Annotated in this window: 17 protein-coding genes; 11 read left to right on the top strand and 6 right to left on the bottom strand. The window is 71.9% G+C overall.

All coding sequences use genetic code 11. From position 1 onward, the window contains the following. The first annotated feature begins 66 nt into the window (after nt 1-66). The 3 genes from OG718_RS29070 to OG718_RS29080 all read left to right on the top strand — a co-directional run bounded on the left by OG718_RS29070 (nt 67) and on the right by OG718_RS29080 (nt 4730). Nucleotides 67-1902 carry a glycoside hydrolase family 15 protein gene (locus tag OG718_RS29070; RefSeq protein ID WP_328845569.1) on the top strand — a complete coding sequence of 612 codons (1836 nt, stop codon included), beginning with the start codon at nt 67-69 and terminating at the stop codon, nt 1900-1902. A 41-nt stretch (nt 1903-1943) separates the two neighbouring features. Then, nucleotides 1944-2939 carry an FkbM family methyltransferase gene (locus tag OG718_RS29075; RefSeq protein ID WP_143641472.1) on the top strand — a complete coding sequence of 332 codons (996 nt, stop codon included), beginning with the start codon at nt 1944-1946 and terminating at the stop codon, nt 2937-2939. A gap of 315 nt (nt 2940-3254) precedes the next feature. Next, the gene (locus OG718_RS29080) at nt 3255-4730 is read left to right on the top strand and encodes a serine/threonine-protein kinase (protein ID WP_443055359.1); all 1476 of its coding nucleotides are present in this window, start codon (nt 3255-3257) and stop codon (nt 4728-4730) included. Between the two features lie 7 nt (nt 4731-4737). On the opposite strand, the gene OG718_RS29085 is transcribed toward OG718_RS29080, so the two are convergent. Further along, nucleotides 4738-5793 (bottom strand): PucR family transcriptional regulator, encoded by a 1056-nt coding sequence (locus OG718_RS29085; protein ID WP_143641557.1) that lies wholly within the window; start codon nt 5791-5793, stop codon nt 4738-4740. Nucleotides 5794-6297: 504 nt separating this feature from the next. On the opposite strand from OG718_RS29085, the gene OG718_RS29090 reads away from it, so the two are divergent. From OG718_RS29090 to OG718_RS29105, 4 genes are all read left to right on the top strand, one after another. Continuing rightward, nucleotides 6298-6813: a hypothetical protein gene (locus tag OG718_RS29090; RefSeq protein ID WP_328845571.1), complete on the top strand. Its 516-nt coding sequence runs from the start codon at nt 6298-6300 to the stop codon at nt 6811-6813. 79 nt (nt 6814-6892) lie between these two features. Continuing rightward, nucleotides 6893-8311, top strand: coding sequence for a flotillin family protein (locus OG718_RS29095; protein ID WP_328845572.1), 1419 nt, complete (start codon nt 6893-6895; stop codon nt 8309-8311). Nucleotides 8312-8497: 186 nt separating this feature from the next. Then, nucleotides 8498-8983: a cation:proton antiporter regulatory subunit gene (locus OG718_RS29100; RefSeq protein ID WP_143641476.1), complete on the top strand. Its 486-nt coding sequence runs from the start codon at nt 8498-8500 to the stop codon at nt 8981-8983. 5 nt (nt 8984-8988) lie between these two features. Next, entirely contained in the window at nt 8989-10230 is a 1242-nt protein-coding gene (locus OG718_RS29105; protein ID WP_260695556.1) for a cation:proton antiporter, read from the top strand. Between the two features lie 417 nt (nt 10231-10647). On the opposite strand, the gene OG718_RS29110 is transcribed toward OG718_RS29105, so the two are convergent. After that, the gene (locus OG718_RS29110) at nt 10648-10965 is read right to left on the bottom strand and encodes a hypothetical protein (RefSeq protein WP_328845573.1); all 318 of its coding nucleotides are present in this window, start codon (nt 10963-10965) and stop codon (nt 10648-10650) included. Between the two features lie 352 nt (nt 10966-11317). Here OG718_RS29110 and OG718_RS29115 point away from each other — a divergent pair, with 352 nt between their 5' ends. The 3 genes from OG718_RS29115 (at nt 11318) to OG718_RS29125 (ending at nt 15539) form a co-directional block, all read left to right on the top strand. Continuing rightward, a complete protein-coding gene (locus OG718_RS29115; protein WP_143641477.1) occupies nt 11318-12697 on the top strand; it encodes a hemolysin family protein in 1380 nt (459 codons plus the stop codon). A gap of 5 nt (nt 12698-12702) precedes the next feature. Then, on the top strand, nt 12703-13725 hold the full coding sequence (locus tag OG718_RS29120; RefSeq protein WP_143641559.1) for a hemolysin family protein: 1023 nt from the start codon (nt 12703-12705) through the stop codon (nt 13723-13725). Nucleotides 13726-13877: 152 nt separating this feature from the next. Further along, nucleotides 13878-15539: a serine/threonine-protein kinase gene (locus OG718_RS29125; RefSeq protein ID WP_328845574.1), complete on the top strand. Its 1662-nt coding sequence runs from the start codon at nt 13878-13880 to the stop codon at nt 15537-15539. A 14-nt stretch (nt 15540-15553) separates the two neighbouring features. Here the strand turns inward: OG718_RS29125 and OG718_RS29130 are convergent, their stop codons facing one another. The 3 genes from OG718_RS29130 to OG718_RS29140 all read right to left on the bottom strand — a co-directional run bounded on the left by OG718_RS29130 (nt 15554) and on the right by OG718_RS29140 (nt 17650). Next, complete coding sequence (locus OG718_RS29130; protein ID WP_328845575.1) at nt 15554-16351, bottom strand: GAF and ANTAR domain-containing protein; 798 nt, start codon at nt 16349-16351, stop codon at nt 15554-15556. Next, nucleotides 16348-17187: an ANTAR domain-containing protein gene (locus OG718_RS29135; protein WP_328845576.1), complete on the bottom strand. Its 840-nt coding sequence runs from the start codon at nt 17185-17187 to the stop codon at nt 16348-16350. Before OG718_RS29135 ends, OG718_RS29130 begins: the two co-directional genes overlap by 4 nt. A 79-nt stretch (nt 17188-17266) precedes the next feature. Then, nucleotides 17267-17650, bottom strand: a complete 384-nt coding sequence (locus OG718_RS29140) for an STAS domain-containing protein (RefSeq protein WP_328845577.1) — start codon at nt 17648-17650, stop codon at nt 17267-17269. 780 nt (nt 17651-18430) lie between these two features. Here OG718_RS29140 and OG718_RS29145 point away from each other — a divergent pair. Beyond that, nucleotides 18431-18841, top strand: a complete 411-nt coding sequence (locus tag OG718_RS29145) for a DUF5994 family protein (protein WP_143641482.1) — start codon at nt 18431-18433, stop codon at nt 18839-18841. Between the two features lie 34 nt (nt 18842-18875). Here the strand turns inward: OG718_RS29145 and OG718_RS29150 are convergent, their stop codons facing one another. Beyond that, nucleotides 18876-19496 carry a GNAT family N-acetyltransferase gene (locus tag OG718_RS29150; protein ID WP_143641483.1) on the bottom strand — a complete coding sequence of 207 codons (621 nt, stop codon included), beginning with the start codon at nt 19494-19496 and terminating at the stop codon, nt 18876-18878. Nucleotides 19497-19819: the final 323 nt, after the last annotated feature.

Here is a 19819-nt window from a genome sequence, read left to right on the forward strand (position 1 = left end):
CCGACCGGGTGAGGCAATCCGCCCGTTCGAGATGCCCCCGCCCCTCGCCGCGCGGACACTTGCACCATGCCGGGAAGGATCGAGGACTACGCCCTCGTCGGAGACCTGCTCACCGCCGCCCTCGTCGGGCGCGACGGCAGCCTCGACTGGCTGTGCCTGCCGCGCTTCGACTCGCCCGCCTGTTTCGCGGCGCTGCTGGGCGACGAGAACAACGGCCGCTGGCTGATCGCCCCGCCGGACGCGGACACCGACGAGGGGGTGACGGTCCGCCGCCGCTACCGCGGCGACTCCCTCGTCCTGGAGACCGAGTGGGAGACCGCCACCGGCCGGGCCACCGTCGTCGACTTCATGCCGCGCCGCGACGGCGCCCCCAGCGTCGTACGCATCGTCGAGGGCCACTCCGGCACGGTCGACCTGCGCATGGACCTGCGGCTGCGCTTCGAGTACGGGAGCGTCGTGCCCTGGATGCACCGCGTGGACGGGCAGCTGACGGGCATCGCGGGCCCGGAGTCGGTCTGGCTGACCACGCCCGTCGCGCTGACCGGACAGGGCGAGACCCACACCGCCGACTTCACGGTCACCGCCGGCGAACGGATCCCCTCGGTCCTGACCTGGCAGCCCTCCCACCTGCCCGCCCCCGATCCGGTGGACCCCTTCGACGCGCTGCGCCGCACCGAGGAGTACTGGAAGCAGTGGCTGCGCCCCTTCTCGTACGACGGCACCTACCGTGACGCGGTCGTCCGTTCGCTCATCACCCTCAAGGCCCTCACCTACGAGCCGACCGGCGGCATCGTCGCCGCCCCCACCACCTCACTCCCCGAAGAGCCCGGCGGCGTCCGCAACTGGGACTACCGCTACTGCTGGCTGCGCGACGCCGGCATGACCCTGGAAGCCCTGCTTCGCAGCGGTTTCACCGCCGAGGCACAGGCCTGGCGCGGCTGGCTGGAACGGGCGGTGGCGGGCCGGCCCAATGACATCCAGATCATGTACGGCATCGGCGGCGAACGCCGGCTGACCGAGTGGACGGCCGACTGGCTCGCCGGGTACGAGAACTCCCGCCCGGTACGGATCGGCAACGGCGCCGCGGCCCAGCAGCAGCTCGACGTACCGGGCGAGCTGATGGAGACCCTCGCCCTCACCCTGCGCTGCGGACTGCGCCCCGAACGGCATCTCCTCTCGCTCCAGCAGACCCTGCTCGACCATCTGGAGGAGGTGTGGACCCGCCCCGACCAGGGCCTGTGGGAGACACGCGGCGAACCCCGTCACCACGTCCACTCCAAGGTCATGTGCTGGGTGGCCTTCGACCGGGCGGTCCGCCTGGCCGAGGAGCACGGGCGCCCGGGGCCCGTCGCGCACTGGCGCGAGGTCCGGGACCGTATCCGCCGGGAGGTCTGCGAGCGCGGCTTCGACCCGGCCCGCGCCACCTTCACCCAGTCCTACGGCTCCCGCGCGCTCGACGCCGCGCTGCTGCTCATCCCGGGGACCGGCTTCCTGCCGCCGGACGATCCGCGCGTGATCGGGACGGTCGCCGCCGTGGAACGCGAACTCGCGACCGACGACGGCCTGGTCAGCCGCTATTCGACGGGTCCCGGTGGAGCCGGTGGCACGGGCGGGGCCGAGGCCCCCGACGGCCTCACCGGCGGCGAGGGGGCCTTCCTCGCCTGTTCCTTCTGGCTCGCGGACGCCCTGCTCCTGACCGGCCGCGAGGACGACGCCCGCCGGCTCTTCGAACGCCTCCTGCTCCTGCGCAACGACCTCGGCCTCCTGGCCGAGGAGTACGACCCCCTCGCCCGCCGCCAGCTGGGCAATTTCCCCCAGGCGTTCACGCACGTTCCGCTGATCCGCGTGGCGTACGAACTGGATGGGCACGCGACCCACCACGGACGAAAACTTGTTCCGTAAAGTACCGGTGAATCCAAGGCGTCTTCTGCGAGGCTGGCGGGATGCAGACCCTTTACAGAAGACTGCTCACGTTCCTTCCCCGTATAGGTGTGAAGGTCCTCGATCTCGGCCCCGGCGCCGCCGTCGTGTTCCGGCGGGGTGATCGGACCGGCGTCCCTGTGGGACAGGGCGCGCATCTGGTCGCCCAGGGCAAGGGGCGGTACGCCGTCACCTCCGTGGGTTCCGATGCGTGGCTGGTGGCGCGCGGGACCAAGGGGCGGAAGGCGACGAGCGTCCCCTTCGGTGCCACCGGAGCGCGGCTCCTCCTCGACGAGGCCGTGTCGGCCGAAGCGGAACGGGAGTTCCAGCTCGGGGCCGCCCACTATCTCGGTGCCCAGCATGTGGCCGCGCTGCTGGAGCTGAACCGCGTGAACTGCGTGTTCGACGTGGGGGCCAATATCGGGCAGTACGGGAAGGGGCTCAGGCGGTTCGGCTACAAGGGGCGCATCGTCTCCTTCGAGCCGGTCTCCGTCACCTTCGAGAAGCTGCGGCAGGCCGCCGAGAGCGACCCCGACTGGCAGGTCTACAACTTCGCGCTCGGGCGCGAGGAGGCCGTCCAGTCCATCCATGTCGACTGGAAGTCCATGAACTCCCTGCTGCCGCCGAGCGAGTACGGCAAGGAGCGGTACAAGCGGTTCTCCAAGGGGCGTACCGAGGAGATCGAGATCCGGCGGCTCGACGACGTGATGCAGAAGGCGTTGGAGGGGATCGAGGACCCCCGGCCGTATCTGAAGATGGACACGCAGGGGTTCGACATGGAGGTGTTCGCCGGGGCGGGTGAGCGGATCTCCGAGTTCGTGGGGATGCAGTCCGAGGTTGCCGCGCTGCGGTTGTACGAGGGGAGTCCCCTGATGGGGGAGGCCATCGCCGCGTACGAGGCCGCGGGGTTCGGGGTGACCGGGATGTATCCCGTCACTCGGGAGCCGGCTACCGGGCGGGTTGTGGAGTTCGACTGTGTGATGGTTCGGCCTGGGGCAAGTGAGTCTGCTGCGGGTTGAGTTGGGCTGGTCGCGCCCACGCGGCGGAGCCGCAGGATGTCACCGCCCGCGCCCCTAGGAGCATGAGGCTCGGGTGGGATGTGGTCCGCGGGTCGTTCTGGGCTGAGCGCGCCGTTCCCCGCGCCCCTGACGGGGCGTCGGGGGTGGTTGCGAGTCGGTAGGCTGAGGCCTGCTGCGGATCCCCCCATCTGCGCTTCTGCATCGCATGAAGTGCCGTTCGCGGTCGTCGTGTTGGCCTTCTGCGTTGTTGAGGATGATTCGCTGGTGCTCGTCGCGGAGCGGTATCGGTTGCACGGATCCATTGGCCGCGGCGGTATGGGGGAGGTGTGGCAGGCCACCGACGAGGTGCTCGGGCGTGAGGTGGCCGTCAAGCTGCTGCTCGGGGACGAGGCCGACAGCGCGGCGGCCGCACGGTTCCGGCTGGAGGCGCAGACGGCGGCCCGGCTGAGCCACCCCTACGTCGTCGCCGTGTTCGACTTCGGCGCCTGGGACGACCGCTTCTACCTGGTCATGGAACTCGTCGAGGGCCAGAGCCTCGCGCAGGAGCTGACCGCGGCGGGCAGCCTCGGGACCGAGCGGGTCGCCACCGTCGCCGCCCAGGCCGCGGCCGGGCTCGCCGCCGCGCACCGGGAAGGGATCGTGCACCGGGACATCAAGCCCGGCAACCTCCTCTCGGACGCCCAGGGCACCGTGAAGATCGGTGACTTCGGCATCGCCCGCTTCGTCGACGACCCGGCCTCCGCGCTCACCACGGCCGGCCAGATCGTCGGCACCAGCCTCTATCTCGCCCCCGAACGCGCCCTCGGCAGACCGGCGTCGGCCGCCTCCGACGTGTACTCACTGGGCTGCGTGCTGTACCAACTCCTCACCGGGCGACCGCCGTTCCACGCCGAGAGCGCCACGGTCACCCTGCACCAGCACATCGACATGCCGCCGGTGCCGCCCCGCGAGCGCGGTGTCCAACTGCCGCCCGCCTTCGAGAACTACCTCCTCGGTCTCCTCGCCAAGCAGCCCGAGGACCGGCCCACGGCCCAGGAGGTCGCGGACTGGTTCGGCACCGGGGCGTGGCGGGGGCTCGCCGAGCCGCTGCCCGTGGCGTCGGACACGAGGACCGCAGCGCCCTCCGCCTCGCCGTCGTACGCCTCCCGGCCGCCGCAGTCGGGGTCCGCCGAGACCGGGCCTCCGACGATGTACCGGCTGCCGCCGACCGCCGCGCAGCCCGCCCGCGCCGCTCACCAGACCCACGCCGGTCATGCCGCCCACGCCCACGCGGCCAACTCCGCGCCCTCCACGCCGTCGCGCCGCGCGCGGTCGGGCGGGGCGAGGGCGGGTGCGACCGCGAGACCGGGCGGCGGGGTCGGTGCGATGGCCCGTCGCCGGCCCCGCGTGTTCGGCATCCTCGCCGGTGCGGTGCTCTTCGTGCTGGCCGTGCTCGCCGGCATGAAGATGTTCTCGCCGGACACCACCTCGGCGGAGACCGGGAACGGGCTGAAGGACAGTTCGTCGTCCACCGGCCCTGAGAAAACCGGGGTGCCGGCCGCCGGAACCGTGGCCCGGACCGGGACGCCCGGCTCCGCACCCGCCCCCGGCGTCAACGCGGAGCCTCCCGCGTCCCCCTCCTCCTCCGCGGAAACCGCGGCCGTCACACCGGCCCCGGCCGAGACCGAGGAGGAGAAGCCGAAGGAGCAGAAGGAGCAGGCCCCGCCGAAGCAGCAGGAGCAGCCGCAGCCGCCGCCGCAGTACGGCGGCGACGGGGACGACGATGGCGACGACGCGTACGGCGACGACTAGAAGACCTCTAGAAGTCCTTCTCCGGCCAGTCGAGCAGCCGCGCCCCGATGACCGCCGTCTGCAGCGTGTACCGGTGCACCGGATCGGCCGGATTCGCCCCGGTGAGCGTGTGGATGCGGTCCAGCCGGTAGGTGAGCGCGCGGACGCTGAGCGACAGCCGTCGGGCTGCTTCCGCGGCGACGCAGCCGGAGTCGAAGTACGCGGTGAGGGTGTCGAGAAGCGGCTCGGCCCCGCCGCGGGCCTGGCGCAGCGGTCCGAGAGCGCTGAGGACCAGGTCGGCCATGGCCTGCCGGTCCCGGGTGAGCACGGGGTAGACGAGAAGGTCGGCGGCGCGCAGCACGGGTGTGTCGAACTCGAGGCGGTCGGCCAGGTCGAGGGCGTTCAGCGCCTCCTCGTACGAGTGGACGACCCCGCCGGGCCCCGGCTGGGAGCGGCCGATGGCGACGCGTCCGCCGTCGGTGGCCGCGTACGCCTGCTTGGCGAAGAAGTCGAGCACGTCGTCCTGGTCGCCGGGCGCGATGCACACCAGACGCCCGTCCTTGGTGGTCACGAGGATGCTGCGGTCGCCGAACCGGCTGATCAGGGAGCGCTCCACATCGCGGGGCACGGCGTCCCCCTCGTCGTACGCGGCCCCGCCCTGGGCCACGGCGACGGCGTGCGCGTGCGAGAGGCGCAGCCCGAAGCGTTCGGCGCGTTCGGCCAGCAGGCCGAGGTCGCTGCGGCCGTGCAGGAGGTCGTCGATGAACTCTCGGCGTGCGGCCTCCTCCTGGCGTACGGCGAGCAGCTGGGCCCGCTCGTAGCCCTCGGCGAAGGCGTCGACGGCCTGCTCGACGGCGGCGAGCGTGCTCTCGCCCGCCGTGGCCGGCCAGTGGAGGCGGGCGGCGGCCAGGTGCGCGCCGACGAGGGCGCGCAGTCCGTACCCCGCCTCGGCGGCCCGCTCGCCCAGCGCCCGGCGGGAGTCGAGTTCGTCGCGGGTCAGCCGGCGACCGGTCGCGGAGGCGTCCGCGAGGATGCGCCCATACCCCTCCAGATACTCCTCGGGTATGTCCCGCCCCGCCGCCATCCGCACCCCCGGTTTCCTGATGAGCCGTTGTCGCCTTTCTAGCGCATACGGGCGGAGCGCGGTCCCGTCGGGGAGGAGCTCACTGCCGGAAGACGGCAGGTCCATGCGTGATCTCGGTTCCCCTCACCACGGAGGATGCTCGGAGGAGTTCGGGGGAAGGTCGGCGGGAGTTTCGGGGCGAGGCAAGAGATGGGGCCCCGGTGCCGGTCGTCTCAAGACGATGTGTCCGGCACCGGGGCCCTTATCCGTCCCCCGTGCTCCCCGTTTCTGCCGGACCATCGTGACCCGGGACGGGAGTCCGGCGCATTGCCGGTTTCCGGCAATCTTTACGCGTTCTTGATGCCGGAGGGCGGCGAAGCGGTCGAGCGCGAGCACCGCGTACGGTGTCGGCACGGCGTCAAGAACGCGTAAAGACTGCCAGGTCACGGCAACGTGTACATGTGTACGAAGCTGGCACAATGCCCGTTGATCGAGGTGACCGGCGCAGGTGGGGGAGGTGGACCGGTGACTCTGTTTCTTGGTCTCGGCATCGCGGGGATCGTCCTGCTGCTCCTGACGCTGGTCTTCGACGGCGTACTCGAGGGGCTTTTCGGCGGGACCAGTTTTCTGGACGGGCTCTTCGACGGCCTGCTCTCGCTGCCGGTCATTGCCGGGTTCATCTCGATGCTCGGCTTCGGCGGGGCGCTGGTCCTCGGCACGACCGGGCTCGGCGCCGGACCCGCCACCGCGGTGGGCATCGGCGCGGGAGCGGGGGCGGGCTGGCTGACCTGGCGGTTCAGCCGGGCCCTGATGCGGGACGAGCCGTCCGCCACTCCGCGCGGCACCGACCTCGTGGGCAGTTCCGGCTCGGTCGTCACACCGATCCCGGCCGGGGGCTACGGCGAGGTGCTCGTGTATCTCGCGGGCCAGCCGGTGAAGCTGGCGGCGAAGAGCCCCGAGCCGGTGGTCCGTGGTGCCGAGATCTGGGTCGAGGAGTCACTGTCACCGACGTCGGTGGCGGTCAGGCCGGTCCAGCGCTGAAGCCCTGTCGGTCCCGCAACCCGTAACGCTCGTAACTCGTACTGAACTGCCGCCCGGGGGTGGCAGGGGGGAATCCACCATGAGTCCAGTTCTCGTCGCGGTCGTGGGAGTCGTCGTACTCCTCGTGCTGCTCGCGCTCGTCGTCGTCACCCGTTACAAGGTGGCTGGGCCCAGCCAGGCGTTCATCGTCACCGGCCGGCGCGGCAAGAAGTCCACCGACCCGGACACCGGCCGGGTGTTCACCGACAACAGCGGCCAGAAGGTCGTGGTCGGCGGCGGTGTCTTCGTCGTGCCGTTCGTGCAGCAGAAGTTCACCCTGGACCTGTCCTCGCGGCACATCCCGATCTCGGTGCGCGGCGCGGTCACGCTGCGCGGCGTCAAGGCGAACCTCGAAGGCGTCGCCATCGTCAAGGTCGGCGGCACCGAGGACTCCATCCGCGCCGCGGCCCAGCGGTTCCTGATGCAGCAGGACGGCATCGTCGGCTTCACCCAGGAGGTGCTGTCCGGCGCGCTGCGTTCCATCGTGGGCCGGATGTCGGTGGAGGACATCATCCGGGACCGTGCCGCGTTCGCCGGGCAGGTCGCGGAGGAGGCCGAGGCGAGCCTGTCCGGGCAGGGCCTGGTGCTCGACGCCTTCCAGATCCAGGACATCACCACCGAGGGCTCCTACCTGGAGGACCTCGGCCGGCCGGAGGCCGCCCGCGCCAAGCAGGAGGCAGACATCGCCGAGGCGGTGGCCCGGCGTGCCGCCGAGCAGGCCCGGCTGAAGGCCGAGGAGGAGATCGCGATCGCCCAGCGGACCTTCGCCCTCAAGACGGCGGAGATCAAGGCCGAGACGGACGAGGCGGCGGCCCGTGCCGCGGCGGCCGGTCCGCTGGCCGAGGCCGCCCGCTCGCAGGAGGTCCTCGCCGAGCAGGAGAAGGTCGCCCAGCGGCAGGCCGCGCTGACCGACCGCGAGCTGGACACCAAGGTCCGCAAGCCCGCCGACGCCGCCCGCTACCAGGCCGAGCAGGAGGCCGAGGCCCGGCGTATCGCCCAGGTCAAGGAGGCCGAGGCGGACGCCCAGCGCTCCAGGCTGACCGGTGAGGGCGAGAAGGCACACCGCGCCGCGCTCGCCGACGCCGTACGCATCGAGGGTGAGGCGGAGGCCGCGGCCATCGGTGCGAAGGGGTCGGCCGAGGCCGAGGCCATGCGCAAGAAGGCCGACGCGTTCGCCCAGTACGGCGACGCGGCCGTGCTGCAGATGCTTGTCGAGGTGCTGCCGCAGGTCGTCGCCAAGGCGTCCGAGCCGCTCGGTGCCATCGACAAGATGACGGTGATCTCGACGGACGGGGCGAGCCAGTTGTCCCGCACTGTCGCGGACAACGTGGCCCAGGGGGTCGAGCTTCTCAGCTCCACGACCGGGGTCGACCTCGCCGAGCTGCTCAAGAGCATCACGGCGCCGAAGCCGGCCGCTGTCGCGGTGGAGGCCAACGGGAAGATCGAAGTTGGTGAGTGACGGTACGGGTTGAGTTCGGCTGCGGATGAGTGGGGGCTGGTCGCGCGGTTCCCCGCGCCCCTGAAAGACGAAAGCAGGGGCGCGGGGAACTGCGCGATCCACCCCACCGGGCCGCACTCGAAGTCGATCCGCAGGCCGCCGTAGGGTGAACGCACACCGAGATCGACACCGGACAGGGGATCAGTCATGGGCACTCCACGCCTGAGCAGTACGCCGTTGCCGGGAATCGGTGTGCGGTACGACCTGACGACGCGAGAACAGCGTCGCCTGTCGGTGGTCGCGCACCGGGACGGCGGCCGGACACTGAGCGCGTACCGGACGGACGACCCGGACGCCTGCGCCCTCTCCGTGCGGCTCTCCGCAGGAGAATCGGCGGCGCTCATCGACGCGCTGATGCCCGCGCACCACAGCCCGAACCTGCTCTCCACCACCGAACTGGGCCTGGTGGCCGAGCGGATCGAGCTGTCCTCGACCTCGCACTGGAACGGCCGCGTCCTCGGCGACACCCGGATGCGCACCGAGACCGGAGCCTCGATCGTGGCCGTTCTGCGCCGGGCCGAGGCCATCCCGTCCCCCACGCCCGACTTCCGGCTGGCCGGCGGCGACACGCTCATCGTGATCGGCACCCGTGAGGGCGTCGAGACGGCGGCGACGATACTCGGAAGGGAGTGAGCACAGTGCACTCGTCCGCGACGTTCCTGATCGAGTTCGGTGCGATCATCCTGGGCCTCGGGCTGCTCGGCCGGTTCGCCGGACGCTTCCAGTTCTCGCCCATACCCCTCTACCTGCTGGCCGGGCTCGCGTTCGGCGAGGGCGGGCTGCTGCCGCTGGGCACCAGTGAGGAGTTCGTCGCGATCGGCGCCGAGATCGGCGTCATCCTGCTGCTGCTCATGCTCGGCCTGGAGTACACGGCCACCGACCTGGTCTCCAACCTCAAGACCCAGTACCCGGCCGGTCTGGTGGACGCCGCCCTGAACGCCCTGCCGGGCGCGGCGATGGCGCTGCTGCTGGGCTGGGGCCCGGTCGCCGCCGTCGTGCTGGCCGGGGTCACCTGGATCTCCTCCTCCGGTGTCATCGCCAAGGTCCTGGGCGACCTGGGCCGGCTCGGCAACCGCGAGACCCCGGTCATCCTGAGCATCCTGGTCCTCGAAGACCTCTCCATGGCCGTCTACCTGCCGATCATCACCGCCCTGCTGGCCGGTGCCGGTATCGCGGCGGGCAGCGCCACCCTCGCCATCGCGCTGGGCGTCGCCGGCCTCGTCCTGGTGGTCGCGGTGCGCTACGGACGCCACATCTCCCGCTTCGTCTCCAGCGACGACCCCGAGAAGCTGCTGCTGGTCGTGCTGGGTCTGACGCTGCTGGTCGCGGGCGTCGCACAGCAGCTGCAGGTCTCCGCGGCCGTGGGGGCGTTCCTGGTGGGCATCGCGCTGTCCGGCGAGGTCGCCGAGGGTGCGCACGGCCTGCTCTCCCCGCTGCGGGATCTGTTCGCCGCCGTGTTCTTCGTCTTCTTCGGCCTGCACACCGACCCCGCCAGCATCCCGCCCGTCCTGCTGCCCGCCCTCGCGCTGGCCGTCGTGACCGCCGGGACGAAGATCGCCACGGGGTACTGGGCCGCCAAGCGGGCCGGGATCTCCGCGAAGGGCCGCTGGCGGGCGGGCGGCACGCTGGTGGCCCGCGGCGAGTTCTCCATCGTCATCGCCGGACTCGCCGTCACCTCCGGCATCGAGCCGAGGCTCGGGCCGTTGGCCACGGCGTACGTTCTCATCCTGGTCATCGTCGGCCCCCTCACCGCCCGCTTCACGGAACCGGTAGCCACCCGCCTGGCCGGCCGACGCCACCGCCGGCCCGCCACCACGGGTGTCGAAACGCCCCAGGACCGGGACCTGGTCCCGAGCCCCGACGCACCCGTCGACAAGTAACCGCGGGGGTCGGCGGGCACCTGCGGGTCCGGTGGGGCTGGTCGCGCAGTTCCCCGCGCCCCTAAAGACGAAAGACAGGGCTGCGCCCCTGCTCTTTCGTCTTCGGGGGCGGTAGCCCTTGCCTTTTAGGGGCGCGGGGAACTGCGCGACAAGCCCCCACCGGACCCGCACCCGACAACGCCCCACCCCCTCGATCGACGCGATCCGGCGACTGCCGACGCGCTCGGGCGTGGGCGGGCACGGCCGGGCGTCCCGTTCGCCTTCAACATCACGTTCCCGTACAACAACTCAGGTGGCTCCGGCGTCCGCCCGGCCGACATCCTCGTCACGCCCCTGAGGCCGCGTACCTCCGCGAACCCTCCGTACGCGCGAGAGCGACTCGGCCCGCACGGCAGCGGCCGGGCCGGCCGTCGGGCCCTACGACAGGCTCACCGCCGGGCACCCGAACGCCTCCGTCAGTACCCGGCGCTGGTGCTCCGTGAGGGCGTTCAGGAAGATCACCGCGTCCGCTCCCGACTCCTCACACAGCGCGGCCACTTCGCGGGCCTTTCCGGAGCTCAACAGGGTCTGGGAGGAGTAGGGCAGGGTCATCCTCCTCACCCCGCCGTTCGAGACGCCGCGGCGCTGCACGACGCGCCCCACGACCCGGGCGCCGCGTGCCGTCAGATCGGCGGCCGCCGCCTCCATGCGTACGGCGAAGTCCTTCTGCCTGGCGGCGAAGTACCCCACGATCACGACATCCGCTCCCGCGAGATCCGGGCCGGGAGGGCTCGGCGTCGGGCCGGCCGGCCGGGGGTCCCGGCGGGCGGGCGGTCTGCGGTCGCGCCTTCGGTGCTGGTGTACGGCCTCACCGTAGGCACCCGCACCCCCGCGGCGACACGCGTTTTCCGGGAGCGGGCCTGCTCCCGGGCACTCCCGACGGGCTACTTTGCGATTCCTTTACACTGGGTGGGACGTGTCCGTCAGGGCACGTCATACGACCTTGAGTGCGAGTAAGGAGCGAAGGTTCCGCGATGGGTGAACCTCCCAGTACCAGCCGTGCCATTCCCGGCCCGAGACATGCGCGTGACGGGGCGGAGGTGGCACGGTGACCGAGATCCTGCTGCTCCTGCTCGCCCTGCTGCTCACGCTCGCGTGTGCCGTGTTCGTGGCGGCCGAGTTCTCGCTGACCACCGTCGAGCGCGGTGACCTGGAGCGGGCCGCCGAGGCGGGTGAGCGGGGTGCCGACGGCGCGCTGAAGGCGGTGCGGCGGCTGACGCTCCAGCTGTCCGGCGCCCAGCTGGGCATCACCGTCACCTCACTGGTGATCGGCATGCTCGCCGAGCCGTCGCTCGCCGCGCTGCTGAAGGGTCCGCTGGAATCGGCCGGCCTCGGCGGCGCCGCCTCGACAGTGGCGACCGTGCTCGGTGTGGTCGTCTCCACCGTCGTCCTGATGGTGATCGGCGAGCTGGTGCCGAAGAACTGGGCGATCTCGCGCCCGCTGGCAGTCGCCAAGGTGGTCGCGGGCCCGCAGCGCGGGTTCACGGCCGCGTTCGGCCCGTTCATCCATCACCTCAACAACTCCGCGAACCGTTTCGTGCGCCGCATGGGCCTGGAGCCCGCCGAGGAGCTGGCCTCCGCCCGCGGCCCCGAGGAGCTCGTCGCGCTGGCCCAGCACTCGGCCGCCCAGGGCGCCCTTGAGCCGGACTCGGCGGAGCTCTTCGTCCGCACGCTGCACCTGAGCGAGCTGACCGCGGAGAACGTGATGACCCCGCGCGTCGACGTAAGGGCCCTTGAGGCACGTGCCACGGCCGCCGACGCCGCCAACCTCACCCACGCGACCGGCCTGTCCCGCTTCCCGGTCTACCGCGACAGCCTGGACGAGGTCGTCGGCTCGGTCCACATCCGCGACGTACTCGCCCTGGAGCCGGACAAGCGGGCCGTCACGCCCGTCACCGAGCTGGCCACGGCCCCGCTCCTTGTGCCCGACAGCCTGCCCGCCGACCGCCTCCTGGAGCGGATGCGGGCGGCCCGCACCATGGCCGTCGTCATCGACGAGTACGGCGGCACGGCGGGCGTGGCGACGGTCGAGGACATCTTCGAGGAGGTCGTCGGCGAGGTGCGCGACGAGCACGACCCCGTCGAGGTGCCCGACCTGCTGCCCGCCCCCGCGTCGGCCGACGGCCGCGCGGTCTGGGAGGCGGACGGGGGCGTACGGATCGACGAGCTCGCCGGGATAGGCCTGCGGGCGCCGGAGGGTCCGTACGAGACCGTCGCCGGACTGGTCGCCACGCGGCTCGCCCGGATCCCGGCCGAGGGCGACGCGCTGGACCTCGACGGCTGGCGCCTGGACGTCCTGGACGTGGAGCACCACCGCGCCGACCGCGTCCGCATCACCGAACCGGCCGCCGTCCATGAGCCGGCACCCCACCCGGATCACGGGTCCGCCCACGAGTCGGCCCGTCAGACCGTGGAGGAGTCCCGATGAGCACGCTGACCACCGTCCAACTTGCCATCGGCGCCCTGACGCTGGTGACCAACGCGTTCTTCGTCGGCGCGGAGTTCGCCCTGATCTCCGTACGCCGGAGCCAGATCGAACCGCGCGCCCAGGAGGGCAACAAGCGGGCCCGGATGACCCTGTGGGGCCTCAGGCACATCTCCGCGATGATGGCGACGGCCCAACTCGGCATCACCGTCTCGTCGTTGGTGCTGGGTGCGGTCGCCGAGCCGGCCATCGCGCATCTGCTGGAGCCGGCCTTCGAGGCGACCGGCGTCCCGGACGCCCTCGTCCACCCGATCGCCTTCGTGATCGCGCTCACCGTGGCGACGTATCTGCACATGCTGATCGGCGAGATGATCCCGAAGAACCTCGCGCTCGCCGCGCCGGTGCCCGCCGCGCTGCTGCTCGGCCCGCCCCTGGTGGCCCTCACCCGGGCGCTGAAGCCGGTCGTCTTCGGTATCAACGCCTTCGCCAACGTCCTGCTGAAGCTGCTGCGGGTCGAGGCCAGGGACGAGGTGGAGTCGGTCTTCACCGACGACCAGCTCGCCCGCATGGTCGTCGACTCCAGCCAGGCCGGGCTGCTGTCGTCCGCCGACGGCGAGCGCCTGCGGGACGCCCTGGAGCTGGGCACCCGCCCGGTCGGCGAGATCCTCGTGCCGGCCCAGCGGATGCGTACGGTCGAACACACCGTCACCCCGGCACGGCTGGAGCGCGCGGCCGCCGAGGCGGGCTTCTCCCGCTTCCCGGTGACCGGCGAGGACGGCACGGTGCTCGGCTACCTCCACATCAAGGACACGCTCGGCGTCGCCGACCGGGACCGTCCGTTCCCGCGTACGGCGCTGCACCCGGTCACGCGTGTCCGGATCGACACCCCGCTCGACGACACCCTCACCGCCCTGCGCGCCAATGACAGCCACCTGGCCGCGGTCACCGGTGAGTCGGGCAAGGTCCTCGGCTTCGTGACGATGGAGGACGTGCTGTCGGAACTGGTGGGGCCGGCCCCGGCGGGGGTCTGACCGGTCGCGGCCGGGGTCCGACCGGTCGCGGGGCTCTGTGGCATGGCCTCCGCCACAGTGCCCCGCGACCACGGCGACTATCGTGGCGATCCGAATCGAACGTGGAGCGGTTCACAGGGATCGGGTCGGATCGGGTCGGCGAAAGGCGCGCTGTGTCGGACGAGGGGCGGTTGATCGCCGGGCGGTACCGGTTGATCGAGCGGATCGGCCGCGGTGGCATGGGCACCGTGTGGCGTGCCGAGGACGAGGTCCTCAGCCGCGAGATCGCGTTCAAGCGGCTCCACGTCCAGCAGCACCTCTCCGAGGACGAACTCGCCACCGTCCACGAACGCACACGCCGGGAAGCCCGCAGCGCCGCCCGGATCGCTCACCCGAACGTGGTCGTCGTCCATGACGTCCTGGATGACGACGGGTTGCCGTGCATCGTCATGGAGTACGTGCACGGCACCACCCTCGGCGCGCTCCTCAAGGGCGGCGGGGCCCTGCCGCCCGGCGAGGCCGCCCGGGTGGGCCTCGGCATGATCGCCGCGCTGCGGGCCGCCCACGCCGCCGGAGTGCTGCACCGCGACGTGAAGCCCGGCAACGTCCTGCTGGGCGAGAACGGCCGCGTCGTCCTCACCGACTTCGGCATCGCCATGGCGACCGGCACGTCGACGCTCACCAAGACCGGCGAGATCATCGGGTCGATCGACTACATCGCGCCCGAGCGCATGAAGGGCCACAAGCCCGGCCCCACCGCCGACCTCTGGGCGCTCGGCGCCACCCTCTTCCAGTCCGTCGAGGGCCGGCCCCCGTTCCGCAGGGCCACGGCGATGGAGACCGCGTACGCCATCGCCGTCGACCCGCTCGCCCCCATGAAGCAGGCCGGACCGCTCGAACCCCTCATCGAGATGCTGCTCGCCAAGGACCCGGACGAGCGTCCGACGGCGGAGGAGACGGAACGGGCACTGCGGGTCGTGGCGTCGGAGACCCCGGGCGCTACGACGGGCGGGACGACGGAGGCCGCGTGGGCGTCGGCCGTGCCGGGGAGGACGACGGCGACGACTTCGGCCGGGGCCACGCTCACCGACTCGGCATCCGGGTCGGGATCGGTATCCAGCTCCGGGTCGGGATTCGGTTCGGGGCCTGTGTCGAGGTCGGGCCCGGGGTCGACCTCGGCGGCGCCCCCTCCCACCGGCGTTAGCGGCAGCGGCGACGGCACCGGCCGCCGGGGCCGTAGGCGGCGCGCCCTCCTCTGGAGCGCGGCGGCCGTGACGCTGGCCGCCGCGGCCGTGGCGGGCGGGCTCTACGCGGTGACGGCGGACAACGGCGACGACGGCAGGAAGGGCTCGGCGACGGCGACCTCACCCACCGCGTCCGAGCCGCCCCCCGTCCCCGCGGGGTTCCGTCTGGTCAGGGAGAAGGCGCTGGGAGCCACCTTCCCCGTCCCGGACGGCTGGAAGCGCGTCGACAAGGCGAGCGCCGAACAGGTCACCTACACCGACCCGTCGCGCCTGGTCGAGCTCACCATCGGCACCGTGAACCCGGCAGGGGCGAACCCCGAGTCGCACTTCCAGAACATCGAGGCAAACACCAAGCTCAACTACTCGACGTACCGGAAGCTGCGCATGCAGCGCACCACGTTCCAGGGAAAGCCCGCGGCGGTGTGGGAGTTCACCTTCCAGGGCCAGGTCCGTGCCTTCCGTGCCATCGACTTCGGCTTCGGCGAGGAGGGCGGCACGGAGTACGACATCTACCTCTCGGCACCGGAAGCCCAATGGGACACGCGCCGCCCGGTGTTCGACACGGTCAAGGCGGGCTTCCGCGTCGACTGACGACCGGTCGTCCGTTATCGGGTGCGGTCTTCCGGCGCGGCCGGTGTCGGTGCTGTTGCGGGGGTGGGGGCGGAGGCCGGGGCGGGAATGGCCGCGGTGTCGAAGTCTCCCGCGATGATCCGCGTGGCGAGGTCCGCTAGGCGCAGGTGATGGGATCGCGCGTACGAGCGGAACGCGGCGAAGGCGTCGTCCACCGAGGTGTCCCAGCGCTCCGCCAGTACTCCCTTGACCTGCTCGACCAGGATGCGGCTGGTGAGCGCGGTCGCCAGCTGGCTGTTCTCGATGTGCGACTGCTCCAGCGTGCGCTGCTGGAGGATCGCGATGGTGGCCACGTCGGCGAGCGCCTGGGCGAGCGCGATGTCGGCGTCGCCGAGGCGGTGCGGCGCGCTCTGGAAGAGGTTGAGCGCGCCGACGACCCGGTTGCGCAGACGCAGCGGGAGCGCGTGCGTGCTCACGTAACCCGTCTCGCGGGCCCGGCCGGCGAAGTGCGGCCAGGCCGTCGTCGTCTCCGGCCGCGTCAGGTCGATGTTGGTACGGGCCGTGCCGGTGCGGTAGCACTCCACGCACGGGCCCTGGTCGTGCTGGAGCGCGAACAGCTCCAGCAGGCGGGCGTGCTCGTCCGACGCGGCGATGATCTGCAGCTCGCCGTGGGCGTCCACGAGCAGGATGCCCGCCGCCGAGACGTCCAGCAGCTCGACGCAGCGCGTGGACAGCCGTTGCAGCAGGTCGATGACGTCGAAGTCCTCGACGAGAGAGTCCGCGACCTCCACGAAGATCTCGGCCAGACGTTGTTCGCGGGCCATGCCGATCATCCCTTTCCGTCGCCGGGCGAGTACGGCCCGTTCGTGTTGTCGTCGAAGCCGTCGCCGAAGCCGTTGCCGGAGGCGTCGTTGTTGGTGTCGCTGGTCGTGTCGCCGGTGGTGTTGTCGTTGTCGTTGAAGCGGAGTCTGCGGGCGACCACGTCGTCCGCGACCTCCCCGAGGGGGCGTTCGCTGCTGTAGGCGCGGGCCCGCAGGCGCAGGAGAGCCTCTTCCATCGTCACACCGAGCTGGACGCTGATCATTCCCGTGGCCTGGTGCACCGCCGCGCGATGCAGTCCCGTCGGCCGGTCCAGGAACATGCCGAGCACCGGGCCGCCGTTCCCGTTCCCGCTCAGGTCCCCGTCCCCGTCCTCGCCCCGCTGTCGTCGCCCGTCCCCGTTCAGGAGCGCGCCGGTCAGTGCGGCGGCCAGGGCCGTCGCGTCCGCGCTCTGCTGGACGGACATCGTCCGGTCGCCGTCGCAGAGCACGGTCAGTACGCCGACCCGGATTGCCCCGATGCCCAGCGGGAAGCAGCACACCCCGTGGACGCCCATGTCCCGCGCGGGCGGCAGCAGCGCGGGCCACCGGTCCGGGCGTACGCGGTCCAGGTCCGGCTCCATGACGGGGGACCCGGTGCGCACCGCGTCCGGGCCCGGGCCCTCGCCCAGCGTGAACTGGAGTTCCTCGAAACGGGCGCTCACCTCGGGATGGCACCAGAGCGGCTCGGCCATGCCGCCGTTGCCCACGAGCAGCGACAGCGCGACGCCCTCGGCGCCCAGCGCGAGCGCGCACGCCCGGGCCGGATCACCGTGCCCGCCGAGGCGCAGTGACCGGAGAACGTCGGCCATGCCGTCGCTGATCACCGGTTTCCGTTCAGCCGCGGCCGGGAGCCTCGGAGCGAGGCACCGACCGGATTGCGTCGTAACCCTACGCGGATCGGTCCGCCGTCGAGTTCCACTGTTCCGGGCCGTCGGCGGGCATGCCCCGCCAGGCGTCCCGGGCACTGGCGTACCGGGGGAAGCGCTCGACGACCGCGCCGGCCCGGAACACCAGACCTATGCACGGGCGGGCGTAGACGACCCGGGTCCAGCCGCGCCGCGACCGGCAGTCGTCCCAGGCCGCGCACAGCGGGTCCAGGGCGCTGCCGTCCATGAACGTCAGGCCGCTCAGGTCGACGATGAGGAAGAGGCGCCCGGTGCCGCGGCGCACGTCCTCCAGGTCACGGGTGAACCCCGGGGCGGTCGTCAGGTCCAGCTCGCCGCTCGCCCCGACCACACGGCACTCGTCGAACAGGCTGGGATGCGGGCCCATGTGTCCCATCTCCTCTGGTCCTCCTGTGGTCCTCCTGGCGCAGAGCCTCAGTTGCGCGGAACGGGACTTCACGGTGAGGGCCGGGGACACGGGCTGCCGTACGGCGAGCGTACTGCCGGAAAGGAGGCGTCCGTCGAGCCCCTTCCGGTATCCGTCGGGTGGGCTCTCGAAGAGGCCGAACCTGGCCGGTATCCGACCGATTCCCGACGTCCCGGTGCCGAAGCGGCGAGGTCGGCGCGGAAGTTGACGCGGGCCGAGACCTCGCGAACCGTACGGTCTCGGCAGCCTCGTTTGCCTGGGGTCAAGGTACGGTGGGGGAACCGAGGGCATGTCGTACACCGGTGATCGAGTCGGTCTCGTCCTCGGCGCACGACGACGCCGGGCCGATCAGAGCCCGGGGCAGGGTCCGCCCCATGGCCGGTTGAAGTCGTTCACGTCCGCCGGTCGAGCCCCAGTGCCGGGGCGGCACACGACCCTGACCGCACGCTCCGCGTCGGCGAGTCACCGAACCACCGAGCCGTCGAACCACTGAGTCAGCGAGCCACTGAACCACTGAGTGACCGAACCACCGGGTCACCGACTCATCGGCTCAGGGAAGCAGCACGAAGGCGCCGGGGCATCGAGGCCAAGGAGCCACCTGTCACCCGGCTCGACCGAGCCGCAGGAGAAGCTCGACCGAGCCGCAGGGAGAAGAGAGCCCGTTCCGTCGCGCGGTCCGCCGTGTCCGCCGCGAACGAACCACCGGCACGCCGCAGTCGTGCCCCCAGACAGGAGCGCTCCATGACCACCGTCCCCGTCCTCGAACCCCTGCCTTCGCAGCCCCTCGCCCGCCTCCGACTGGCCCCGCACAGCACCATGCCGCGCCGTATCGACGGGGCGTGGTGGCCCCACTCGCGCGATCTGCTCGCCGAACTTCCGCTGCTGATCGGCGCCTTGCCCCGGACATGGGGACAGATCACCGGCGTCACCGTGAACACGGCGATGTGGGCGGTGTCGCCCGGCCGGATGCTCGTCGCGAACCACGTCGTACGGCTGAGCCGGTCGACCGGGACGCACGGCCGGCACACCGTCTGCCTGGTCAGTCCGGGCCGGGGCCGCTGGGACCTGCTGGTCGTGCCCCCGGAGGTCGACGCGGCGGACGCGGAGCCGCTGATGGCGGCCGCGGCGGCGGGCGTGCGTCCGGCCGGCTGACGGGGCACCGCGGCCCACCGCGGCCCATCGCGGATCACCGCAGTGGCTTGCGGACCCACACCTCGCGGACGGCCGACGGGGAGTGGGGGGCGAGGAGGCCCAGCTTCGACCAACCCCAGGCACGCACGGTCTCCTGGGCCGCGTTCGGCGGACGACTGCCGCCGTCACCGCCCCCGCCCCCGCCGTCACCGACCTCTCCGGCGTCGCTTCCTTCGCCGTCGGGTCGCTCCAGGTCCACGGCCGCGACGACCAGATCGGCTTCGAGCCGGGCCAGCAGCCTTTCGCCCAGGAGCGTCGCGACGCCGTGCCTGCGGTGGGCCGGCAGCACCATCAGCTCGGCGAGCAGGAAGGTACGGCCCGAGGCGGTGAGTTCCTCGATGTCCGTGGGAAGTTCGCCACGGAAGTCCGACCACCACTCGCCGGTCCGCTCCACCTGGAACCCGTACGCGCAGCCGACCAGCCCGCCCGCGTCGGCGACCATCATGTCGAAGCCGAGGCGCTGCACATGCTGCTCGAACCGGTCCAGGAAGCCCTGGCGGTCGCGGTATTCGGCCCCCGCGGCACCCCGGTACGCCGTGACGTGCACATCCGCGACGGCGGCCCGCTGCTGCTCGGCCTGCCACCGGGACAGTCTGCGCAAGTACACCTCGGTCATACGGGTCCTCCCCCGGCCGCGCGGGATGGTCATCCCCCGACTCGGCATCATCACAGCAGGAGCCGCCGGGGTAAACGGGGCGTCGGGATCAGTCGGGTACCGCTCGGCGCGCAGGTGGCGGTGCCCGTACGGGCATTCGGGACGTACGGGCTGAGGGCTATCCAGAACAGGCGGTCAGGCCTAGGCTCGGAGCCGAGTGAGAAGTGAGGCTCTTTCGGGAGCCGTCACAGCACTGAAGCCGCGTTCACCGGCTTCTCGCGCGCCCCTTGTCCCCGGGCGCATCCGCCCCCTGTCCCCGGGCGTCCGGACGAGGCGGTCTCCAC

The sequence above is a fragment of the Streptomyces sp. NBC_00258 genome, from assembly GCF_036182465.1.
Taxonomy (GTDB): domain Bacteria; phylum Actinomycetota; class Actinomycetes; order Streptomycetales; family Streptomycetaceae; genus Streptomyces.